We start from the raw sequence: 15208 nt of genomic DNA on the forward strand, positions 1-15208 counted from the left end.
CGGGGGCAGGATTCGAACCTACGACCTCTGGGGTAACAAGAGCCGTGTCATACTTCCTGCGAACGCCACGGTTGAGCAGTGTCGCCCCCGATACACGAAGGCAGATCTCCCCCGAACTGCCGGCTCCCGTGGCGTTCCTTCGTAAGAGCTTTGCGCGCCGCAGCGCATGCGCGCGATTGTTGACGTGTCACACACTGCAACCTAGTTCCACACGATCTGCACCGATTCAGGGTTAAAGGTCTTGGTGCCGCGCACGCCACGGCGCAGGCGCACCTGGCACAGGGTATTGATGACTCGGCGCTGCACGGCAAGCTCTGCGTTGTCGAAGGCATCCACGGGCGAGGCGTAGCCGGTTGTGTCGAGCAGCGCCGATGCGCCAGCAAGACGGGCACGGCGCGTTTCGAGTTTCTCGATCTGCGGCTCATAACGGTTTCGCGCGCGCTTGAGGTCACGGGCCTCGATAAGCTCCTCATCGTAGTCAGCCTGGACGCGGGCGAGCTTTGCGCGAAGCTCAGCGAGTTCGTCGTCGATGGCGTTGACCTCGTCGTCGTCCACAGTCGGCAGCAGGTCCGCCAGGTCGTCACGGCCAAGGCGGGCGCGGATCACGGCGAGCACAAAATCATCGACGCTATGTGTGCGCACTAATCCACAGGCGGCGCAGCGGTAGCGGTCGGCATGTGTGCGCACGGGGTTGCCACACTCGTCGCAGACATACAGACCCGAGCCGAGATGGCGGCGAGTGTTCCGGCGCTCCTTGTTGGTCAGCCGGTCGGGATCGTCGAGCACGTTCTGCACGCGCCACCACAGATCTGGTGTGACGATCGGCTCCCACTGCCCTTTCACCGGCTCGCCGGTATCGGGGTCGCGGACGATATGCGTGACACGGCGGTATTTGTTCTTCACGCCTTTGCGCTTGGCCTTCTTATAAGTGGAGTAACCCGCATACACGGGGTTGCGCAGGATCGAGTGCAACGACGTGTAGGCCCACGGCTGCGCGTCGGGAACCGGCTTTTCTTCCTGGCCTTCAGCGCGGCGTCGAGCGTTGCGCTCTGTGACCACGGTGTACATATGGCGCGGCGTGGTCGGGATATCCGGCAAGCCCGGTTGATCGACCCCAGATAAGGCGCGCGCAATGTCGCGCATGGAGTTGCCCCTCTCGACAGCGCGGAACATACCGAGCACGGCGGCGGCTTCGGATGGAATGATCTCGCCGGTGGAGGTGTAGCCGATAGGGCGCACACCGCCGGAGTACCAGCGGCCCTGCTCGGCGCGTTGCTGTTGCGCACGAGACTGGCGCATGCTCTTTCGCTCGATCTCGCCGCGTGCCACGGCTGCTTTGATGCGCGCGTACATTCTGCCGCCGTCGGTGGCAAGGTCAGCATCACCGTTCGCAGTGACGAGTTTCAGCCCCTGCTCCTCTGCCCTGTCGATCCACTCTTCGAGCTGCCAGGGCTGCCGTGTGAGGCGGTCGAGGTCCCAGCAAATGATCGCGTCGATCTCGCCGCGCTCAAAGGACGCCACCATCGCGTCGTAGTCGGGGCGGTCCACGTCCTTCTTCGACGCGGAGATCGACTGATCGACGTAGGTATGCACGACGTCCCAGCCGCGTTGCTCGGCAAGGGCTTCGCAGTCCTGGCGCTGCCGGTCGATGGCGAGGCCGTCCATGGCAGCATCTAGCGAGATACGGAGGTAAATAGCAGCACGTGTAGTCATACGCTATTCATAGCGCATTTAGGTTACATTGAAACGAAACTCCACGACGTCACCGTCGACCATGACGTAGTCCTTGCCCTCCTGGCGCACCTTGCCGTGGGCGCGGGCCTCGGCCATGGAACCGAGCTCGTCCAGGTCCTCGAAGGCGACGATTTCGGCCTTAATGAAGCCCTTCTCAAAGTCGGAGTGGATCACGCCGGCGGCCTGTGGGGCGGTGTCGCCCTTGTGGATCGTCCAGGCGCGGGCCTCCTTCGGACCTGCGGTGAGGTAGGTCTGCAGGCCAAGGGTGTCGAAGCCGGCCTTGGCCAGGGTCTGCAGACCCGGCTCGTCCTGGCCGACGGCGGCGAGCAATTCGGCCGCGTCCTCGTCGTCAAGCTCAAGCAGCTCGGTCTCGGTCTGCGCGTCGAGGAAGACGGCGTCGGCGGGGGCGACGAGCTCGCGGAGTTCCTGCTTGCGGGCGTCGTCGGTAAGCACGTCCTCGTCGGAGTTGAACACGTAGAGGAACGGCTTGGCCGTCATCAGGTGCAGGTGGTGCAGCAGGTCTAAGTCGATGTCGCCGGTCTTGGAGGCGGCGAACAGCGTACGGTCGTCCTCAAGCACGGCCTGGGCCTTCTTGGCCTCCTCGGCTTGCGCGGCGATGTCTTTGTCCTTGCGGCCGTCCTTCTCCAGGCGCGGCAGGGCCTTTTCGATGGTCTGCAGGTCAGCGAGGATCAGCTCGGTGTTGATCACGCTGATGTCGCTGGCGGGGTCGATCTGGCCGTCGACGTGGATCACGTTGTCATCGCTAAACGCGCGGACGACCTGGCAGATCGCATCCGCCTCGCGAATATTGGCCAAAAAGGCATTGCCCATGCCCTCGCCCTCGGAGGCACCCTTCACAATGCCGGCGATGTCCACGAAAGACACCGTGGCGGGCAGGATCCGCTCGGATTTGAAGATCTCAGCCAGCCGCTCCAGGCGCGGGTCCGGCAGCTCGACCAGGCCCACGTTGGGCTCAATGGTGGCAAACGGGTAGTTGGCAGCAAGCACCTCGTTGCGCGTCAGGGCGTTGAAGAGGGTTGACTTACCAACGTTGGGCAGTCCGACAATTCCAAGTGTAAGGCTCACGTCGGCCAATCCTAGCCCACATGAGCGTGTACCCCGACACGCAGGGGGTGCGAGCATATCGGCGTGGAGTGGGGCACAATGGTGCGAGTGAGTACCAGTAAGGCAACGACTGAATCGTCTCCCACCGCTCCGCACCGCTCAGACCGCGTGGATCGCGGTGTGGTGATGAATTCGTGGGTCAAGGCAGCCTCGATGCTGACGCTGCGTTTGCTCATCATTGCTGTCTTCCTCTTCGCGCTAGGCCACCTCATCGGCGCATTCTGGGCCGGGGTCCTACCAATCGTGCTGGCGCTGATCATCTGCACGGTGCTGGTGCCAATCGCCTCCTGGATGCGCAACCACGGCATCCCCTCCGCGCTCGCGGCGCTGACCACGCTACTCGGATTCTTCGGCCTGATCTCAGTACTTGCGCTTTTGATCGCGCCGGATATCGTGGCGCACTCGCGCATCCTGTACCTGCAGGCCCTCGAGGGTATCCAGCGGATGCAGCTGTGGCTGCAGGGCCCGCCACTGAACATGGACCCCGACGACCTAAGCGAGGCGATCAACGAGGTCGCCCAGTGGTTGCAGAACCAAGCCGGGGCGATCGCCGGCGGCGTCTTCTCCGGCCTGGGCACGGCCGCAGGGCTGATGGTCTCGCTCATGGTGGTGCTCGTGCTCACCTTCTTCTTCCTCAAGGACGGCCACCGCTTCCTGCCCTGGGTCCGCTCGGCCACCGGCGGCCGCAGCGGCCTGCACGCCACCGAGCTGCTCACCCGCGCGTGGGAAACGCTCAGTGGTTTCATCCTCGCCCAGGCGCTTGTCTCGCTTGTCGACGCCGTGTTTATCGGCCTCGGCATCTACCTCGTCGGCGTCCCCATGGCCTTCACCCTGGCGGTCATCACGTTCATGGCCGGGTTCATCCCAATCGTCGGCGCGGTCACCGCCGGCGCGCTGGCGGTGCTCGTCGCGCTCGTCTCTCTCGGCTTTACCGAGGCACTCATCGTGCTCGCCATCGTCATCGCCGTACAACAGCTCGAGGGCAACGTGCTCTCACCGATGCTGCAATCGCGCGCGATGAACCTGCACCCGGTCATCGTGTTGGTCTCCGTGACCATCGGCGGCGGCATCTTCGGGCTGATCGGTGCCTTCCTCGCCGTGCCTGCCGCCGCGATGATCGCCGTGTGCTACCGCTATCTCCTGGACATCCTGCGCATCCACTCCGGCGAGAAAAGCGCCGCCGAGCTCGACTTCGTCACCGAAGAGGGCCGCACCATCGCGGAGATCGAGGAGCGCGAGTCCGTCCACGAGCGCCGCGAATGGCGCAAGGAGCGCCAGTGGACCACCCCGCCGGAAGTCGAGGAACCAGAGGAAGCGGAAGAGAGTTCCAGCAGCTGGAAGAAGCTTATCGACGCCCGCGAGCACCCCGCATTCGCCAAAATGTTCGGAAAAAACGAGGAATCCGCCCCTCGCGAGGACTAGCTGTTCGTCGGGTGTGATTAACTCGGCGACATGTCTTCCGCAACCGCACTCCTCGTCCTGGTCACCGGCCTCCTTATCGGGTTCATCGCGGGTCTTTTCACCGGCATGAGCTGGCTGAAACGCAACACCCCGGCACCGGCCCCGCCCACCGACCTCGCCCCCGTCGCCCGGGCGCTTACGCAACTGCAGGACCAGCTCGACGATCTAGACAAGGAACAGGCGGTCGCCCGCAACGCGCTGGCCAGCCAGGTTCAGGCCATCGGGCGCACCTCCGCACGACTCGGGGATCGCACCGACCAGCTTCTAGGCGCGCTGCGCAGCCCGCAGGTTCGCGGCCGCTGGGGCGAGATCCAGCTCCAGCGCGTTGTCGAGCTCGGCGGCATGGTCGAACACGTGGACTTCGACGTCCAGGCGCACATGCGCACCGGCGATCTGCCCGCCGTGCGCCCCGACATGGTCATCCGCCTGTCCGAGGGGCGCAACATCGTCGTGGATGCCAAGGTGCCCTTTTCCTCCTACCTGGACGCGCTCAACACGGAAGACCCCGAGGAAAAGCAGGCGTACATGCGCAGGCACGCGCACCTGCTGCGCCGGCACGTGGAGACGCTGTCGTCCAAGTCCTACATCGCGGCATTCCAGCCCACCCCGGAGTTCGTGGTGATGTTCGTGCCCGCCGACCCCTTCCTAGACGCAGGTCTTGCCCTCGACCCCGAACTTTTGGACTACGCCCTGTCCCGCGACGTCGTCATCGCCACCCCCACCACCCTGTTCGCGCTGCTGCGCACCGTCGCGCTCGGGTGGCGTCAAGACTCGCTCAATGAGAAGGCAAAGGAGGTCCAGCGCCTCGGTGCCGAACTCCACGCCCGCCTGCGCGTAATGGGCGAGCACTACAACAAGGTCGGCGCATCCCTGGACAAGGCGGTCGAGGCGTATAACGCCACGCTAGCCTCCATGGATACGCGCGTCATGGTCACGGCGCGCAAGCTGGAGGACATGGAGGTGCCCACCGGGCGCCATGCCGCGGCCCCGCTGGCACCTGCCACCTCGCGCCCCCGCCATAGCGCCGGGTAAACTGTCTCGACGTGTCTCACGTGATCCGGAATACCAACGCCCCGTCAGCCGCCTTCCAAGGCCTGCCGACAGGTTCTGCCATTGGCATCCTGTTCGCCGCGCTGTTCACCGGCGCGCTGCTGAGCATCTATTCCGGTGTGATTGGCTGGCCGCTTCTCACCTGTTTCATCATCGCCACCCTGGTGGTGACCACCCTGGTCAACCCGAAAGGCCTCTTCCTCACCGTCGCCAGCGCCCCCATCCTGCTCTTCCTCACGGTGCTGGCCACCGGCTACGTCATCTCCCGCAGCGAAATCGCCGCCGGCGGGGTGTCTTCCAAGGCGGCGCTTTTGGCCGTGTTCTACCCCATCACCGAGGTCTTCCCCGTGCTCTTCACCGTCACGGTGGGCGCGGTAATCATTGCGGTCGCCCGCTACAAACTCGTCGAGCGGCAAAACCGGGCGCGCACACGTACCGAGACTTTCGAGCGGCACCAGGTGGCGGAGAGTAACCGCCGCGCCGCGTCGCAAAGCAGAAGGGCCCGGGAGCGCACCTCCAGCGTTTCCGTGCAGGAGCTGCTCAACCGGGCGAAAGAGGAGCGCGAGCGCTCCACGCGCAACCGCGGCGGGCTGCGCGACAACCTGTACGACTAGCTTGTCGCCTCTGCGCGGGGCGCGCGCAGGTCACGCGGCAGCGCGAAAGTAATCGTCTCCACCGTGGTGGTGACCTCCTCCACATCCGAGTAGCCGCGCTCGTCGAGGAACTTCACGACTTCGGTGACCAGAATCTCCGGCACCGACGCGCCCGAGGTCACGCCAATCGTCGTGGCGTTTTCCAGCCACGCCTCATCGATCTGCGAAGCGTAGTCCACCAAGTACGACTCTTTCGCGCCCGCCTCGAGCGCAACCTCGACCAGACGCTTCGAGTTCGAGGAGTTCTGCGAACCCACCACAATCACCAGGTCCGACTTGCCCGCGATCTTCTTCACCGCAGCTTGGCGGTTCTGGGTGGCGTAGCAAATATCATCACTCGGCGGATCCTGCAGGTGTGGGAAGCGCTCCTTGAGCTTGGACACAATCTCCAGCGTCTCGTCCACCGACAGCGTGGTCTGCGACAACCAGACCAGCTTCTCGTCCTGCAGCGACTCAGGCAGGGCATCTACGCCCTCGACCCCGTCAACCAGGTGAGTCACCTCAGGTGCCTCCCCCGCGGTACCCTCGACCTCTTCGTGGCCCTCGTGGCCGACGAGCAGGATCTGGTAGCCGTCGCGGGCGAAACGCTTCGCCTCGTTGTGCACCTTCGTCACCAGCGGGCAGGATGCGTCCAGAGTAAGCAGGTTGCGCGCCTTCGCGGATTCGCGCACCGCCGGGGAAATGCCGTGGGCGGAGAACACCAGGTGCGCGCCTTCCGGCACCTCGTCGGTTTCCTCAACAAAGATCACGCCCCGCTCTTGGAGCGTTTCCACCACGTATTTGTTGTGCACAATCTCTTTGCGCACGTAGATGGGCGCGCCGTACTTTTCCAACGCCTTTTCCACGGTCACCACTGCGCGGTCCACCCCAGCGCAGTAGCCGCGGGGCGCAGCGAGAAGAACATTTTTACCCTGATCAGTCATGGAACCGACAGTACCCAAAATACGTCTAAAAGAATAGGCAGCGAGCACACCCGCTGTGTAAGTTCTGCAGTAGCCTTCGGGAGCTTGTGAGAAAGCCTCTGGGCTAAAGAAAGGAGACAATGTGACGTCGGAAAGCGGCAGGCCCGCATCCACTGCGGAAGCACCCTGGTCCGTATCCAAACTCAACACCACGGTCAAGGGGTGGATCGAAAAGCTGGGTTGGCTCTGGGTGGAGGGCCAACTCGCGCAGATCAACGCCAAGCCGACCTGGAAACTGTCCTACCTCACCCTGCGGGATACCCAGGAGCAGGTCAGCGTGCAGCTGACGGTCAACAGCGCCCTGCTGCAAGGTATGCCCACCCCGCTTAAGGAGGGCGATCGCGTCGTCGTGCGCGGCAAGCCAGCCTTCTACGCCGGGCGTGGCACCTTCTCCATGTGGGTGACCGACATCCGGCACGTGGGCGAGGGCGAGCTGCTTGCGCGTATCGAGCGCTTACGCAAGCAGCTCGCCGCCGAGGGGCTGTTCGACCCGGCGCGCAAGAAGCCCCTGCCCTACCTGCCGCAAAAGATCGGGCTGATCACCGGCAAGGCTTCGGCCGCGGAGCGCGACGTGATCTCGGTCGCGCAGAGCCGCTGGCCGGCGGTGCAGTTTTCCATCATCAACACCCCGGTCCAGGGCGCACTCGCCGTGCCCGCGGTGATCAAGGCGCTCGAACAGTTGGACCGCGACCCGGAGGTGGACGTGATCATCATCGCCCGCGGCGGCGGCTCGGTCGAGGACCTGCTGCCCTTCTCGGAGGAAGCCCTCCAGCGCGCGGTGGCAGCAGCTCACACCCCGGTGGTCTCCGCGATCGGTCACGAGCCGGACAACCCGGTGTTGGATAACGTCGCCGACGTGCGCGCCGCCACCCCCACCGATGCAGCGAAGCGCGTGGTCCCCGACGTCGCCCAGGAGCGCGCGCTGGTCGCCGAGGCGCGCGAGCGCATGGCAGCGGCACTCCGCGGCTGGGTGCAGCGCGAGCGCAACGGGCTCGCCTCGGTGCGTTCCCGCCCGGTGCTCGCCGATCCGATGTCCGCCATCACGCGCCGCCGTGAGGAGGTCGACCGGGCCCGCGGCTTGATCCGCCGCGACGTCACCTACCTTTTGCAGAAGGAGCAGGCGGCGGTCGCGTCGCTGCGCGCCCAAGTGTCGGCACTCGGGCCTTCGGCGACGCTTGCCCGCGGCTACGCGGTCGTGCAGGTCCTGCCCCGCGACGGCAGCGGCCCCGAAGTCGTCACCAGCATCGAGCAATCCCCACCCGGCTCGCAGCTGCGCATCCGCGTTGGCGACGGGTCGATTACCGCGGCCGCAATGGCCACCCAACCAGCAGATTAGAAGGAGCAACCATGGCAGAGAATACCTTTGGCGCGGGCGAGGCCGGCGAGAACGCCTTCCCGGACCCGCAGGAATTGAGCTACGAGCAGGCGCGCGACGAGCTCATCGAAACCGTCAAAATCCTCGAGCTCGGCCAAATGAGCCTCGACGAATCACTGAAGTATTGGGAGCGCGGCGAGGCGCTTGCCAAGCGGTGCGAAGTGCTTCTCGACGGGGCGTCGCAGCGCGTCGAGGCCGCCATCGAAACCCGCAGCGTTAGTCCTGAGGAGTAATCGGGGTCGCTTTCAGTGCCGCGGAGATCAGCGTGTGGAACTCCTCGTCGGTGCCCGCGCCGGTGACCAGCAGGCGCGCCTCGCCTGCGTCGATCGCCCACAGGTCGCGCACGTCCGCGGCATCCGAGGTGTAGATCTGGACCTCGGTGCCGTCGACCGTCTCGGTGCGCTCGAGCTCGCGGGGGTGGCTATCAGCCTGCCGCACGGCGTCGTCAAGCGGGGCCCCAGTCTGCGTGAGCTGCAAGAAACCGCCATCGGCGGTGACCCACCCCACGACCGGTGCGGGCGCTTGCGCGATCATCGAGCGGCGCGCCGAGTTGGTCACCCAGCCCTCCGGTGCCTGCGGGTAGACCACGGGGAAGTCGACGGCGCGGGCCTCGAGGTCCAGAAACGTCGCCGCGTCGACCTCCTGCACCGGCCCCTGCTCGGGTTTGCCCGGGTTGAAGGTGCACAGCCCCGTCGCGCCGACGGCAACGAGCATGATGACCACAATCAGCACCATGTTGAGCGCGATGTTGCGGCCGTCCTCGAAGATCTTCGTGTTAGGAGTCACCTGGCCAGTATGACACGCCCGCGCGTCCACCCCCGAATTTGTCGCACTCCTTGGGCGTTCCCGCTGCTGGGCTCACTCTTCCCCCAAAATGGTGGGCATCCGCGACTGAAACGGGCGTGAAAGTGCGAGAATGGAACCGAGCGGTGCGGTGCCCGTGCACCCCCGCCGCGACCGATGCATGAATTTTTAAGCCGCAGGAGGCAACGTTTCGATGACTGAGTCGAAGTCTGAAGAGTACTTCCCCGACCGCAATCTGGCGATGGAACTTGTTCGCGTCACAGAGGCCGCAGCGCTGGCCTCGGGCCGCTGGGTTGGTCGCGGCAAGAAGAACGAGGGCGACGGCGCGGCCGTCGATGCGATGCGCAAGATGATCAACTCCGTCAACATGGACGGCGTCATCGTCATCGGTGAGGGCGAAAAGGACGAGGCCCCGATGCTGTTCAACGGCGAGCACGTCGGCAACGGCGAAGGCGCGCAGGTCGACCTGGCCGTTGACCCGGTCGACGGCACCCGCCTGATGGCCGAGGGCCGCCCGAACGCGATCTCCGTCATCGCCGCCGCCGACCGCGGCTCGATGTACAACCCGAAAGACGCGTTCTACATGAACAAGATCGCCGTCGGCCCCGAGGCCGCAGGCCGCATCGACATCACCAAGTCGGTGGCGGAAAACGTCCACGCCGTCGCTGACGCGAAGGGCGTGCGCCCCGACGAGGTCACCGTCGTCGTGCTGGACCGCCCGCGCCACGAGAAGCTGGTCGCAGAGATCCGCGAAGCCGGCGCAAAGGTGCGCTTCATCATGGACGGCGACGTGGCAGGCGCCATCGCCGCTGCACAGGACACCAACTCCATCGACATGGCGATGGGCATCGGCGGCACCCCGGAGGGCGTCATCACCGCCTGCGCCCTGAAGTGCCTGGGCGGCGACATCCAGGGCATGCTCGCCCCGCAGTCCGAGGAGGAGCGCGAGAAGGTGCTCGCCGCGGGTCACGACCTCAACCACGTGCTCACCATCGACGAGCTGGTTGCCTCCGACAACTGCTACTTCGCCGCCACCGGCGTGACCAACGGCGACATGGTCCGCGGCGTGTCCTACCGCAAGAACGGCGCGACCACCCGCTCGCTGGTAATGCGCTCGAAGTCCGGCACCGTGCGCTTCGTGGAGTCCCTGCACAAGCTGGCCAAGCTGCAGGAGTACTCGGTGGTGGACTACTCGGACCCGACCTCCGACTAGTCTGCTCCAAAACAGGCATATTATTTGTGACCGAATACGCAGACAAGCAAAGGAAGTTAGATATGGCTGAACAGCAGTACCGCATCGAGCACGACACGATGGGCGAAGTCAAGGTGCCGGTTGACGCACTGTGGCGCGCGCAGACCCAGCGCGCTGTTGAGAACTTCCCCATCTCCGGCCGCGGCCTGGAGGACCAGCAGATCCGCGCACTTGGCCTGCTCAAGGCAGCATGTGCGCAGGTGAACAAGGACCTGGGCAAGCTTGACGCCGAGAAGGCCGATGCGATCATCGCCGCCGCGCAGGAAATCGCCGACGGCAAGCACAACGACCAGTTCCCCATCGACGTGTTCCAGACCGGCTCCGGCACCTCGTCCAACATGAACACCAACGAGGTCATCGCCTCCATCGCGAAGGCGAACGGCGTGGAAGTCCACCCGAACGACGACGTGAACATGGGTCAGTCCTCCAACGACACCTTCCCCACCGCCACCCACGTTGCAGCCACCGAGGCAGCGGTCCAGGATCTCATCCCGGGCTTGGAGGTGCTGCAGAAGTCTCTGGCCGCCAAGGCTGAGGAGTGGCACGAGGTAGTCAAGTCCGGCCGCACCCACCTGATGGACGCCACCCCGGTCACCCTGGGCCAGGAGTTCTCCGGCTACGCCCGCCAGATCGAGCTGGGCATCGAGCGAGTGCAGGCCACCGTTGGCCGCCTGGGTGAGCTGGCCATCGGCGGCACGGCCGTCGGCACCGGTATCAACACCCCGGCCGAGTTCGGTGCCAAGGTCACCGAGGAGCTGGTGAAGCTCACCGGCGTCGATGCACTGTCCGAGGCCAAGAACCACTTCGAGGCGCAGGCCAACCGTGACGCGCTCGTCGAGTTCTCCGGCGCGATGCGTTCCGTGGCGGTCTCCTTCTACAAGATCGCCAACGACATCCGCCTGATGGGCTCCGGCCCGCTCGCCGGCTTCGCCGAGATCCACCTGCCGGATCTGCAGCCGGGCTCCTCCATCATGCCGGGCAAGGTCAACCCGGTGCTGTGCGAGACCGCAACGCAGGTCTCCGCGCAGGTCATCGGCAACGACGCGGCAGTCGCCTTCGGCGGGACCCAGGGCCAGTTCGAGCTCAACGTGTTCATCCCGATGATGGCGCGCAACGTGCTCGAGTCCTCCCGCCTGCTGGCAAACACCGCTCGCCAATTCGCCACCAAACTTGTCGACGGCATCGAGCCCAACGTCGAGCACATGCGCGAGCTCGCCGAGTCCTCCCCGTCGATCGTGACCCCGCTGAACTCCGCGATCGGCTACGAGAACGCGGCGAAGGTGGCAAAGCACGCCATCAAGGAGGGCATCACCATTCGCCAGGCCGTGATCGATTTGGGCTTCGTGGACGGCGAGAAGCTCACCGAGGAGGAGCTGGACAAGCGCCTCGACGTGCTGTCGATGGCAAACACCGACCGCAACTAAGCCGCTAGGATAAGTCCCCAGCATTATCTTCTTTCGCTGGGGACTTTTCTATGCCTGATTCCTTTTCCGAACTGCGCCACGCCGGCGGCTCGAACAAGCCGTGGGTGGCCGCAGGTGTCTTCGCGCTCGCCCTCGCCCTGATCGGGGTCGCGCTCGCGGGCGCGTACTGGACGAGCCAGCCGGGCGCGGACACCGCACCGGCAACCGTGACCGTCACCGCGCAGCCTTCTTCTGCCGCACCCGAGGACGCTCCCGTCGGCACGTACTCCGGCACATTCAACAACCAGCGCGAGGACGCGCGCCGCCCGCAGAAGGCGGCGTGGCCCGTCGTCGCCACCTTCGGCGCAGGCACGGCCACCGTGACGTACCCGCGCTCGGGGTGCACCACGCTTATCGACGCCTCCCTGCACAACCTCCCCCTCACCAAACACTGCTCGTCGGCCACCGGTGCCGACAACGCTGCAGTTGACGCCCGCTGGGAGATCAGCGTGCCGGAGGACGGACTGGTCGAACTGACCTACTTCGAGGGCGAGGAAGCCATCGCCGGCGGCACGCTCTCGCGCGGCATTCCGGACGCAGACCAGACATAAACGGGCAAGTTGCCAAACTTTGCACTGGGTGTAATATTGCACGCTGTGCAAAATCATCACTGTTCCGCAGGCACGCGGGAAGTGAAACGGCAGCGCACCAGGCAAAGGATTCACGAGGCCGCACTGGACCTCGTCGAAGCACGTGGACTCGACAACACCACCGTCGAAGACATCTGCCACGCTGCCGATATCTCCCGCCGTACCTTTTTCAACTACATGGATTCCAAGGACCACGCCATCTTCGGCGTGTTCCCCCTCCGCCTCACCGAAGACGGGCTCGACGCGATCGCCAACACGCAGTCGGACAATCTGCCCCAGCTCATCCTCACCGCATTCGAGGAGGACCCCGCAGCCCCCGACCGATCCCTGCTCGCCCGCCAGCGCGCGCTCATCCAGGCCAACATGGAACTCGAGAGCGCGGCGCTGATTCGGAAGCGGGAGGCGCTGGGGGCGGTGTGGCGGGCCGTCGAGAAGCATTTTGCCCAGTTCCCGCAGGACCGAAAGCTTGACGGCCCAGCGGAAGAGGAAATCCACACCATCGTCGAAATCGTCTTCTGCGCCATCTCCCACTACCTCCACCTCCCCCAACCCAAGGAAGGCACCACCACCTCGCACCTGCTACGCGCAGGTGCCACGTTCACCGCATTTGCAAAGGAGCTCGAATGGAAAACTACAGCGTAAGGCCCCAAGGGGGCGCAAAGCAGCACGTTGGACTCATCTTCGCGGCGCTGCTGCTCACCATGCTGATGAGCTCACTCGGGCAGATGATCTTCTCCACCGCGCTGCCCACCATCGTCGGTGAGCTCGGCGGCGTCGACCACATGAGCTGGGTCATCTCCGCCTTCCTCATCACTATGACCATCGCCATGCCTATCAACGGCAAGTTCGGCGACGGGCTTGGCCGCAAGTGGTTCTACATCGGCTCGATCGGCCTGTTCGTCATCGGTTCCACGCTCGGCGGGTTTGCCAACAGCATGACGATGCTGATCATCGGGCGCGCCATTCAGGGGCTGGGTGCCGGCGGCATGATGGTGAACTCGCAATCCATCATCGCCGAAGTCGTGCCCGCCCGCGAACGCGGCAAATACATGGGCGTGATGGGGGCTGTCTTCGGCGTGTCCTCCGTCCTCGGCCCGGTCCTCGGCGGCTGGTTCACCGACGGGCCCGGCTGGCGCTGGGGGCTCTGGATGAACATCCCGCTCGGTTTGCTTGCGATGGCGGTGTCCGCCTCCGTGCTCCGTCTGCGTCGCGGCACGCCCGGCCCGCTCAACGCGGACTGGCTCGGCATGGCGCTCATGATCATCTCCACCTCCAGCCTTATCCTCACCACCACGTGGGGCGGCACGCAATACGAGTGGACGAGCCCCACCATCTTCACTGCTGCCGCAATTGCGATCCTGAGCGGCATCGCCTTCGTCCTGGTGGAGCTGCGCGCCAAGAACCCGCTGATCCCGATGTACCTGTTCACCAACCGCAACATGGTGCTCACCACCGCTGCGGGCACCGTGCTGGGCATGGCCATGGTCGGCGCGCTGGCATACCTGCCCACCTACCTGCAGATGGTGCACGAGATGACGCCGACCGAGGCCGGCCTGATGATGCTGCCGATGGTGATTGGCATGCTCGGCACCGGTATGACCGTCGGCTTTGTTATCTCGCGCACGGGCCGTTACAAGGTCTACCCGCTCGTTGGCATGGCGCTTACCGCGGTGGGCATGTTCCTGTTTTCTACGCTCACCGTCGACACCTCGCTCACCACGCTTGGTCTTTACATGTTCACCTTCGGCTTCGGCCTCGGCCTGGTCATGCAGGTGCTGGTCCTCATCGTGCAGAACTCCTTCCCGGTCACCATGGTCGGCACGGCAACTGCGACGAACAACTTCTTCCGCCAGCTCGGCTCCGCGATCGGCGCGTCGCTGGTCGGCTCGCTGTTCATCCACAAGATGCGCGACAACATGGCGGAGCGGATGCCTGGAGCACTCGCCCAGCTGCCGCCTGAGCAGCTGGAGGCCGTCGGACCGCTTTTCGACGGCGGGTCAAGCAACCTCACTCCCCACCAAGTCGCCCAACTTCCGGACGCAGTCAAAGAAGCGGTGCTGACGAGCTACAACGATGGGCTCACCCCGGTCTTCCTCATGATCGTGCCGCTGGCAGTCCTTGCTTTCCTGCTGCTTGTTCCGATCGTTGAGGACCCGCTGAAGGAGACGGTGGATTAAGGCATGCCTGTAGGCGCCAATTTTGCTGGCGCGCGGGCTTTTTGCGTGCAGGTTTAGTCGGGTGGTTTGCGGTTGTCGGCCCGGGCTTTGTGGTCGGTGCCGGTAGCAGTCACATTCCCGTAGGGTGAGACGTAGGTGATCTGCCCGTCGCGTCTTTCGGTATGGCCGCGGGTGCCGCGGGCGGCTTGGGAGTTGTGGTACTTGCACAACCACCCGAGGTTTGAGGGTGTGGTCTCGCCGCCATGTTGGTGCTCGACCATGTGGTGGGCATCGCATTCCGAGGCTGGTGCGTTGCAGCCTTTCCAGGTGCATGTGGTGGAATCCGCCAGCATGACTTCTCGGTGCTTCGGGGTAGCGAACCGGGCGTGGTAGGCGTTGACCGGCCCGTCCATCACCCCGATCAGGATCACTGCCCCGATGTCTTCAAGCTGCATGCGCACAAACTCCTCGCCCGAGACAATCACACCGTTGTCGAAGTGGACCTTCACGTCGTTGCCTTCCCCTGCGATGATGCGCAGGTAATCACCCAAGTCCAGGTTGGCGGTCACGCGCACCAGGTACT

15 protein-coding genes are annotated in these 15208 nt (G+C 64.8%); 10 read left to right on the forward strand and 5 right to left on the reverse strand.

The window, feature by feature from the left end:
- Positions 1 to 201: 201 nt before the first annotated feature.
- The gene (locus HMPREF2550_RS03070) at positions 202 to 1713 is read right to left on the reverse strand and encodes a recombinase family protein (RefSeq protein ID WP_070421670.1); all 1512 of its coding nucleotides are present in this window, start codon (positions 1711 to 1713) and stop codon (positions 202 to 204) included.
- Positions 1714 to 1731: 18 nt separating this feature from the next.
- Complete coding sequence (gene ychF, locus HMPREF2550_RS03075) at positions 1732 to 2820, reverse strand: redox-regulated ATPase YchF (protein WP_070762567.1); 1089 nt, start codon at positions 2818 to 2820, stop codon at positions 1732 to 1734.
- Positions 2821 to 2907: 87 nt separating this feature from the next.
- Here ychF and HMPREF2550_RS03080 point away from each other — a divergent pair, with 87 nt between their 5' ends.
- The 3 genes from HMPREF2550_RS03080 to HMPREF2550_RS03090 are packed head-to-tail and all read left to right on the forward strand — an operon-like array spanning position 2908 to position 5984.
- Positions 2908 to 4281, forward strand: a complete 1374-nt coding sequence (locus HMPREF2550_RS03080) for an AI-2E family transporter (protein ID WP_371441165.1) — start codon at positions 2908 to 2910, stop codon at positions 4279 to 4281.
- Positions 4282 to 4311: 30 nt separating this feature from the next.
- Complete coding sequence (locus HMPREF2550_RS03085; protein ID WP_070789634.1) at positions 4312 to 5352, forward strand: DNA recombination protein RmuC; 1041 nt, start codon at positions 4312 to 4314, stop codon at positions 5350 to 5352.
- Positions 5353 to 5363: 11 nt separating this feature from the next.
- Complete coding sequence (locus HMPREF2550_RS03090) at positions 5364 to 5984, forward strand: DUF6542 domain-containing protein (protein WP_070789641.1); 621 nt, start codon at positions 5364 to 5366, stop codon at positions 5982 to 5984.
- Here the strand turns inward: HMPREF2550_RS03090 and HMPREF2550_RS03095 are convergent.
- Positions 5981 to 6946 (reverse strand): 4-hydroxy-3-methylbut-2-enyl diphosphate reductase, encoded by a 966-nt coding sequence (locus HMPREF2550_RS03095; RefSeq protein ID WP_070789643.1) that lies wholly within the window; start codon positions 6944 to 6946, stop codon positions 5981 to 5983. The genes HMPREF2550_RS03090 and HMPREF2550_RS03095 overlap by 4 nt on opposite strands.
- Positions 6947 to 7067: 121 nt before the next feature.
- Between HMPREF2550_RS03095 and xseA the strand changes: the two genes are divergently transcribed.
- Together xseA and HMPREF2550_RS03105 are read left to right on the forward strand one after the other, a co-directional pair.
- Positions 7068 to 8321, forward strand: a complete 1254-nt coding sequence (gene xseA, locus HMPREF2550_RS03100; RefSeq protein WP_070762571.1) for an exodeoxyribonuclease VII large subunit — start codon at positions 7068 to 7070, stop codon at positions 8319 to 8321.
- An 11-nt stretch (positions 8322 to 8332) separates the two neighbouring features.
- Positions 8333 to 8593 (forward strand): exodeoxyribonuclease VII small subunit, encoded by a 261-nt coding sequence (locus HMPREF2550_RS03105; RefSeq protein ID WP_070762572.1) that lies wholly within the window; start codon positions 8333 to 8335, stop codon positions 8591 to 8593.
- On the opposite strand, the gene HMPREF2550_RS03110 is transcribed toward HMPREF2550_RS03105, so the two are convergent.
- The gene (locus HMPREF2550_RS03110; protein WP_246819736.1) at positions 8577 to 9146 is read right to left on the reverse strand and encodes a DUF4245 domain-containing protein; all 570 of its coding nucleotides are present in this window, start codon (positions 9144 to 9146) and stop codon (positions 8577 to 8579) included. The genes HMPREF2550_RS03105 and HMPREF2550_RS03110 overlap by 17 nt on opposite strands.
- 211 nt (positions 9147 to 9357) lie before the next feature.
- Here HMPREF2550_RS03110 and glpX point away from each other — a divergent pair, with 211 nt between their 5' ends.
- The 5 genes from glpX (at position 9358) to HMPREF2550_RS03135 (ending at position 14646) form a co-directional block, all read left to right on the forward strand.
- Positions 9358 to 10377, forward strand: a complete 1020-nt coding sequence (glpX, locus tag HMPREF2550_RS03115) for a class II fructose-bisphosphatase (protein WP_070762573.1) — start codon at positions 9358 to 9360, stop codon at positions 10375 to 10377.
- A 62-nt stretch (positions 10378 to 10439) separates the two neighbouring features.
- Positions 10440 to 11840: a class II fumarate hydratase gene (locus HMPREF2550_RS03120; protein ID WP_070789645.1), complete on the forward strand. Its 1401-nt coding sequence runs from the start codon at positions 10440 to 10442 to the stop codon at positions 11838 to 11840.
- Between the two features lie 50 nt (positions 11841 to 11890).
- Positions 11891 to 12430, forward strand: coding sequence for a hypothetical protein (locus HMPREF2550_RS03125; protein WP_070789649.1), 540 nt, complete (start codon positions 11891 to 11893; stop codon positions 12428 to 12430).
- 81 nt (positions 12431 to 12511) lie between these two features.
- On the forward strand, positions 12512 to 13111 hold the full coding sequence (locus HMPREF2550_RS03130) for a TetR/AcrR family transcriptional regulator (protein ID WP_070762576.1): 600 nt from the start codon (positions 12512 to 12514) through the stop codon (positions 13109 to 13111).
- Entirely contained in the window at positions 13093 to 14646 is a 1554-nt protein-coding gene (locus tag HMPREF2550_RS03135; protein ID WP_070762577.1) for an MDR family MFS transporter, read from the forward strand. The genes HMPREF2550_RS03130 and HMPREF2550_RS03135 overlap by 19 nt, the downstream gene beginning before the upstream one ends.
- Before the next feature lie 53 nt (positions 14647 to 14699).
- Here the strand turns inward: HMPREF2550_RS03135 and HMPREF2550_RS03140 are convergent.
- Positions 14700 to 15208 (reverse strand): HNH endonuclease signature motif containing protein (locus HMPREF2550_RS03140; RefSeq protein ID WP_168167679.1); only part of this gene is annotated, 509 nt, incomplete at its 5' end.

Origin of the sequence: Corynebacterium sp. HMSC074A01 (assembly GCF_001831515.1) — a bacterium.
Classification (GTDB): Bacteria; Actinomycetota; Actinomycetes; order Mycobacteriales; family Mycobacteriaceae; genus Corynebacterium.

Excerpts from the sequence above, each read along its gene's own strand:
- HMPREF2550_RS03105 (WP_070762572.1), top strand. The coding sequence starts at position 8,333 with ATGGCAGAGAATACCTTTGGCGCGGGCGAGGCCGGCGAGAACGCCTTC.
- glpX (WP_070762573.1), top strand. The coding sequence starts at position 9,358 with ATGACTGAGTCGAAGTCTGAAGAGTACTTCCCCGACCGCAATCTGGCG.
- HMPREF2550_RS03085 (WP_070789634.1), top strand. The coding sequence starts at position 4,312 with ATGTCTTCCGCAACCGCACTCCTCGTCCTGGTCACCGGCCTCCTTATC.
- HMPREF2550_RS03125 (WP_070789649.1), top strand. The coding sequence starts at position 11,891 with ATGCCTGATTCCTTTTCCGAACTGCGCCACGCCGGCGGCTCGAACAAG.
- HMPREF2550_RS03070 (WP_070421670.1), bottom strand. The coding sequence starts at position 1,713 with ATGACTACACGTGCTGCTATTTACCTCCGTATCTCGCTAGATGCTGCC.
- HMPREF2550_RS03095 (WP_070789643.1), bottom strand. The coding sequence starts at position 6,946 with ATGACTGATCAGGGTAAAAATGTTCTTCTCGCTGCGCCCCGCGGCTAC.
- HMPREF2550_RS03135 (WP_070762577.1), top strand. The coding sequence starts at position 13,093 with ATGGAAAACTACAGCGTAAGGCCCCAAGGGGGCGCAAAGCAGCACGTT.
- HMPREF2550_RS03120 (WP_070789645.1), top strand. The coding sequence starts at position 10,440 with ATGGCTGAACAGCAGTACCGCATCGAGCACGACACGATGGGCGAAGTC.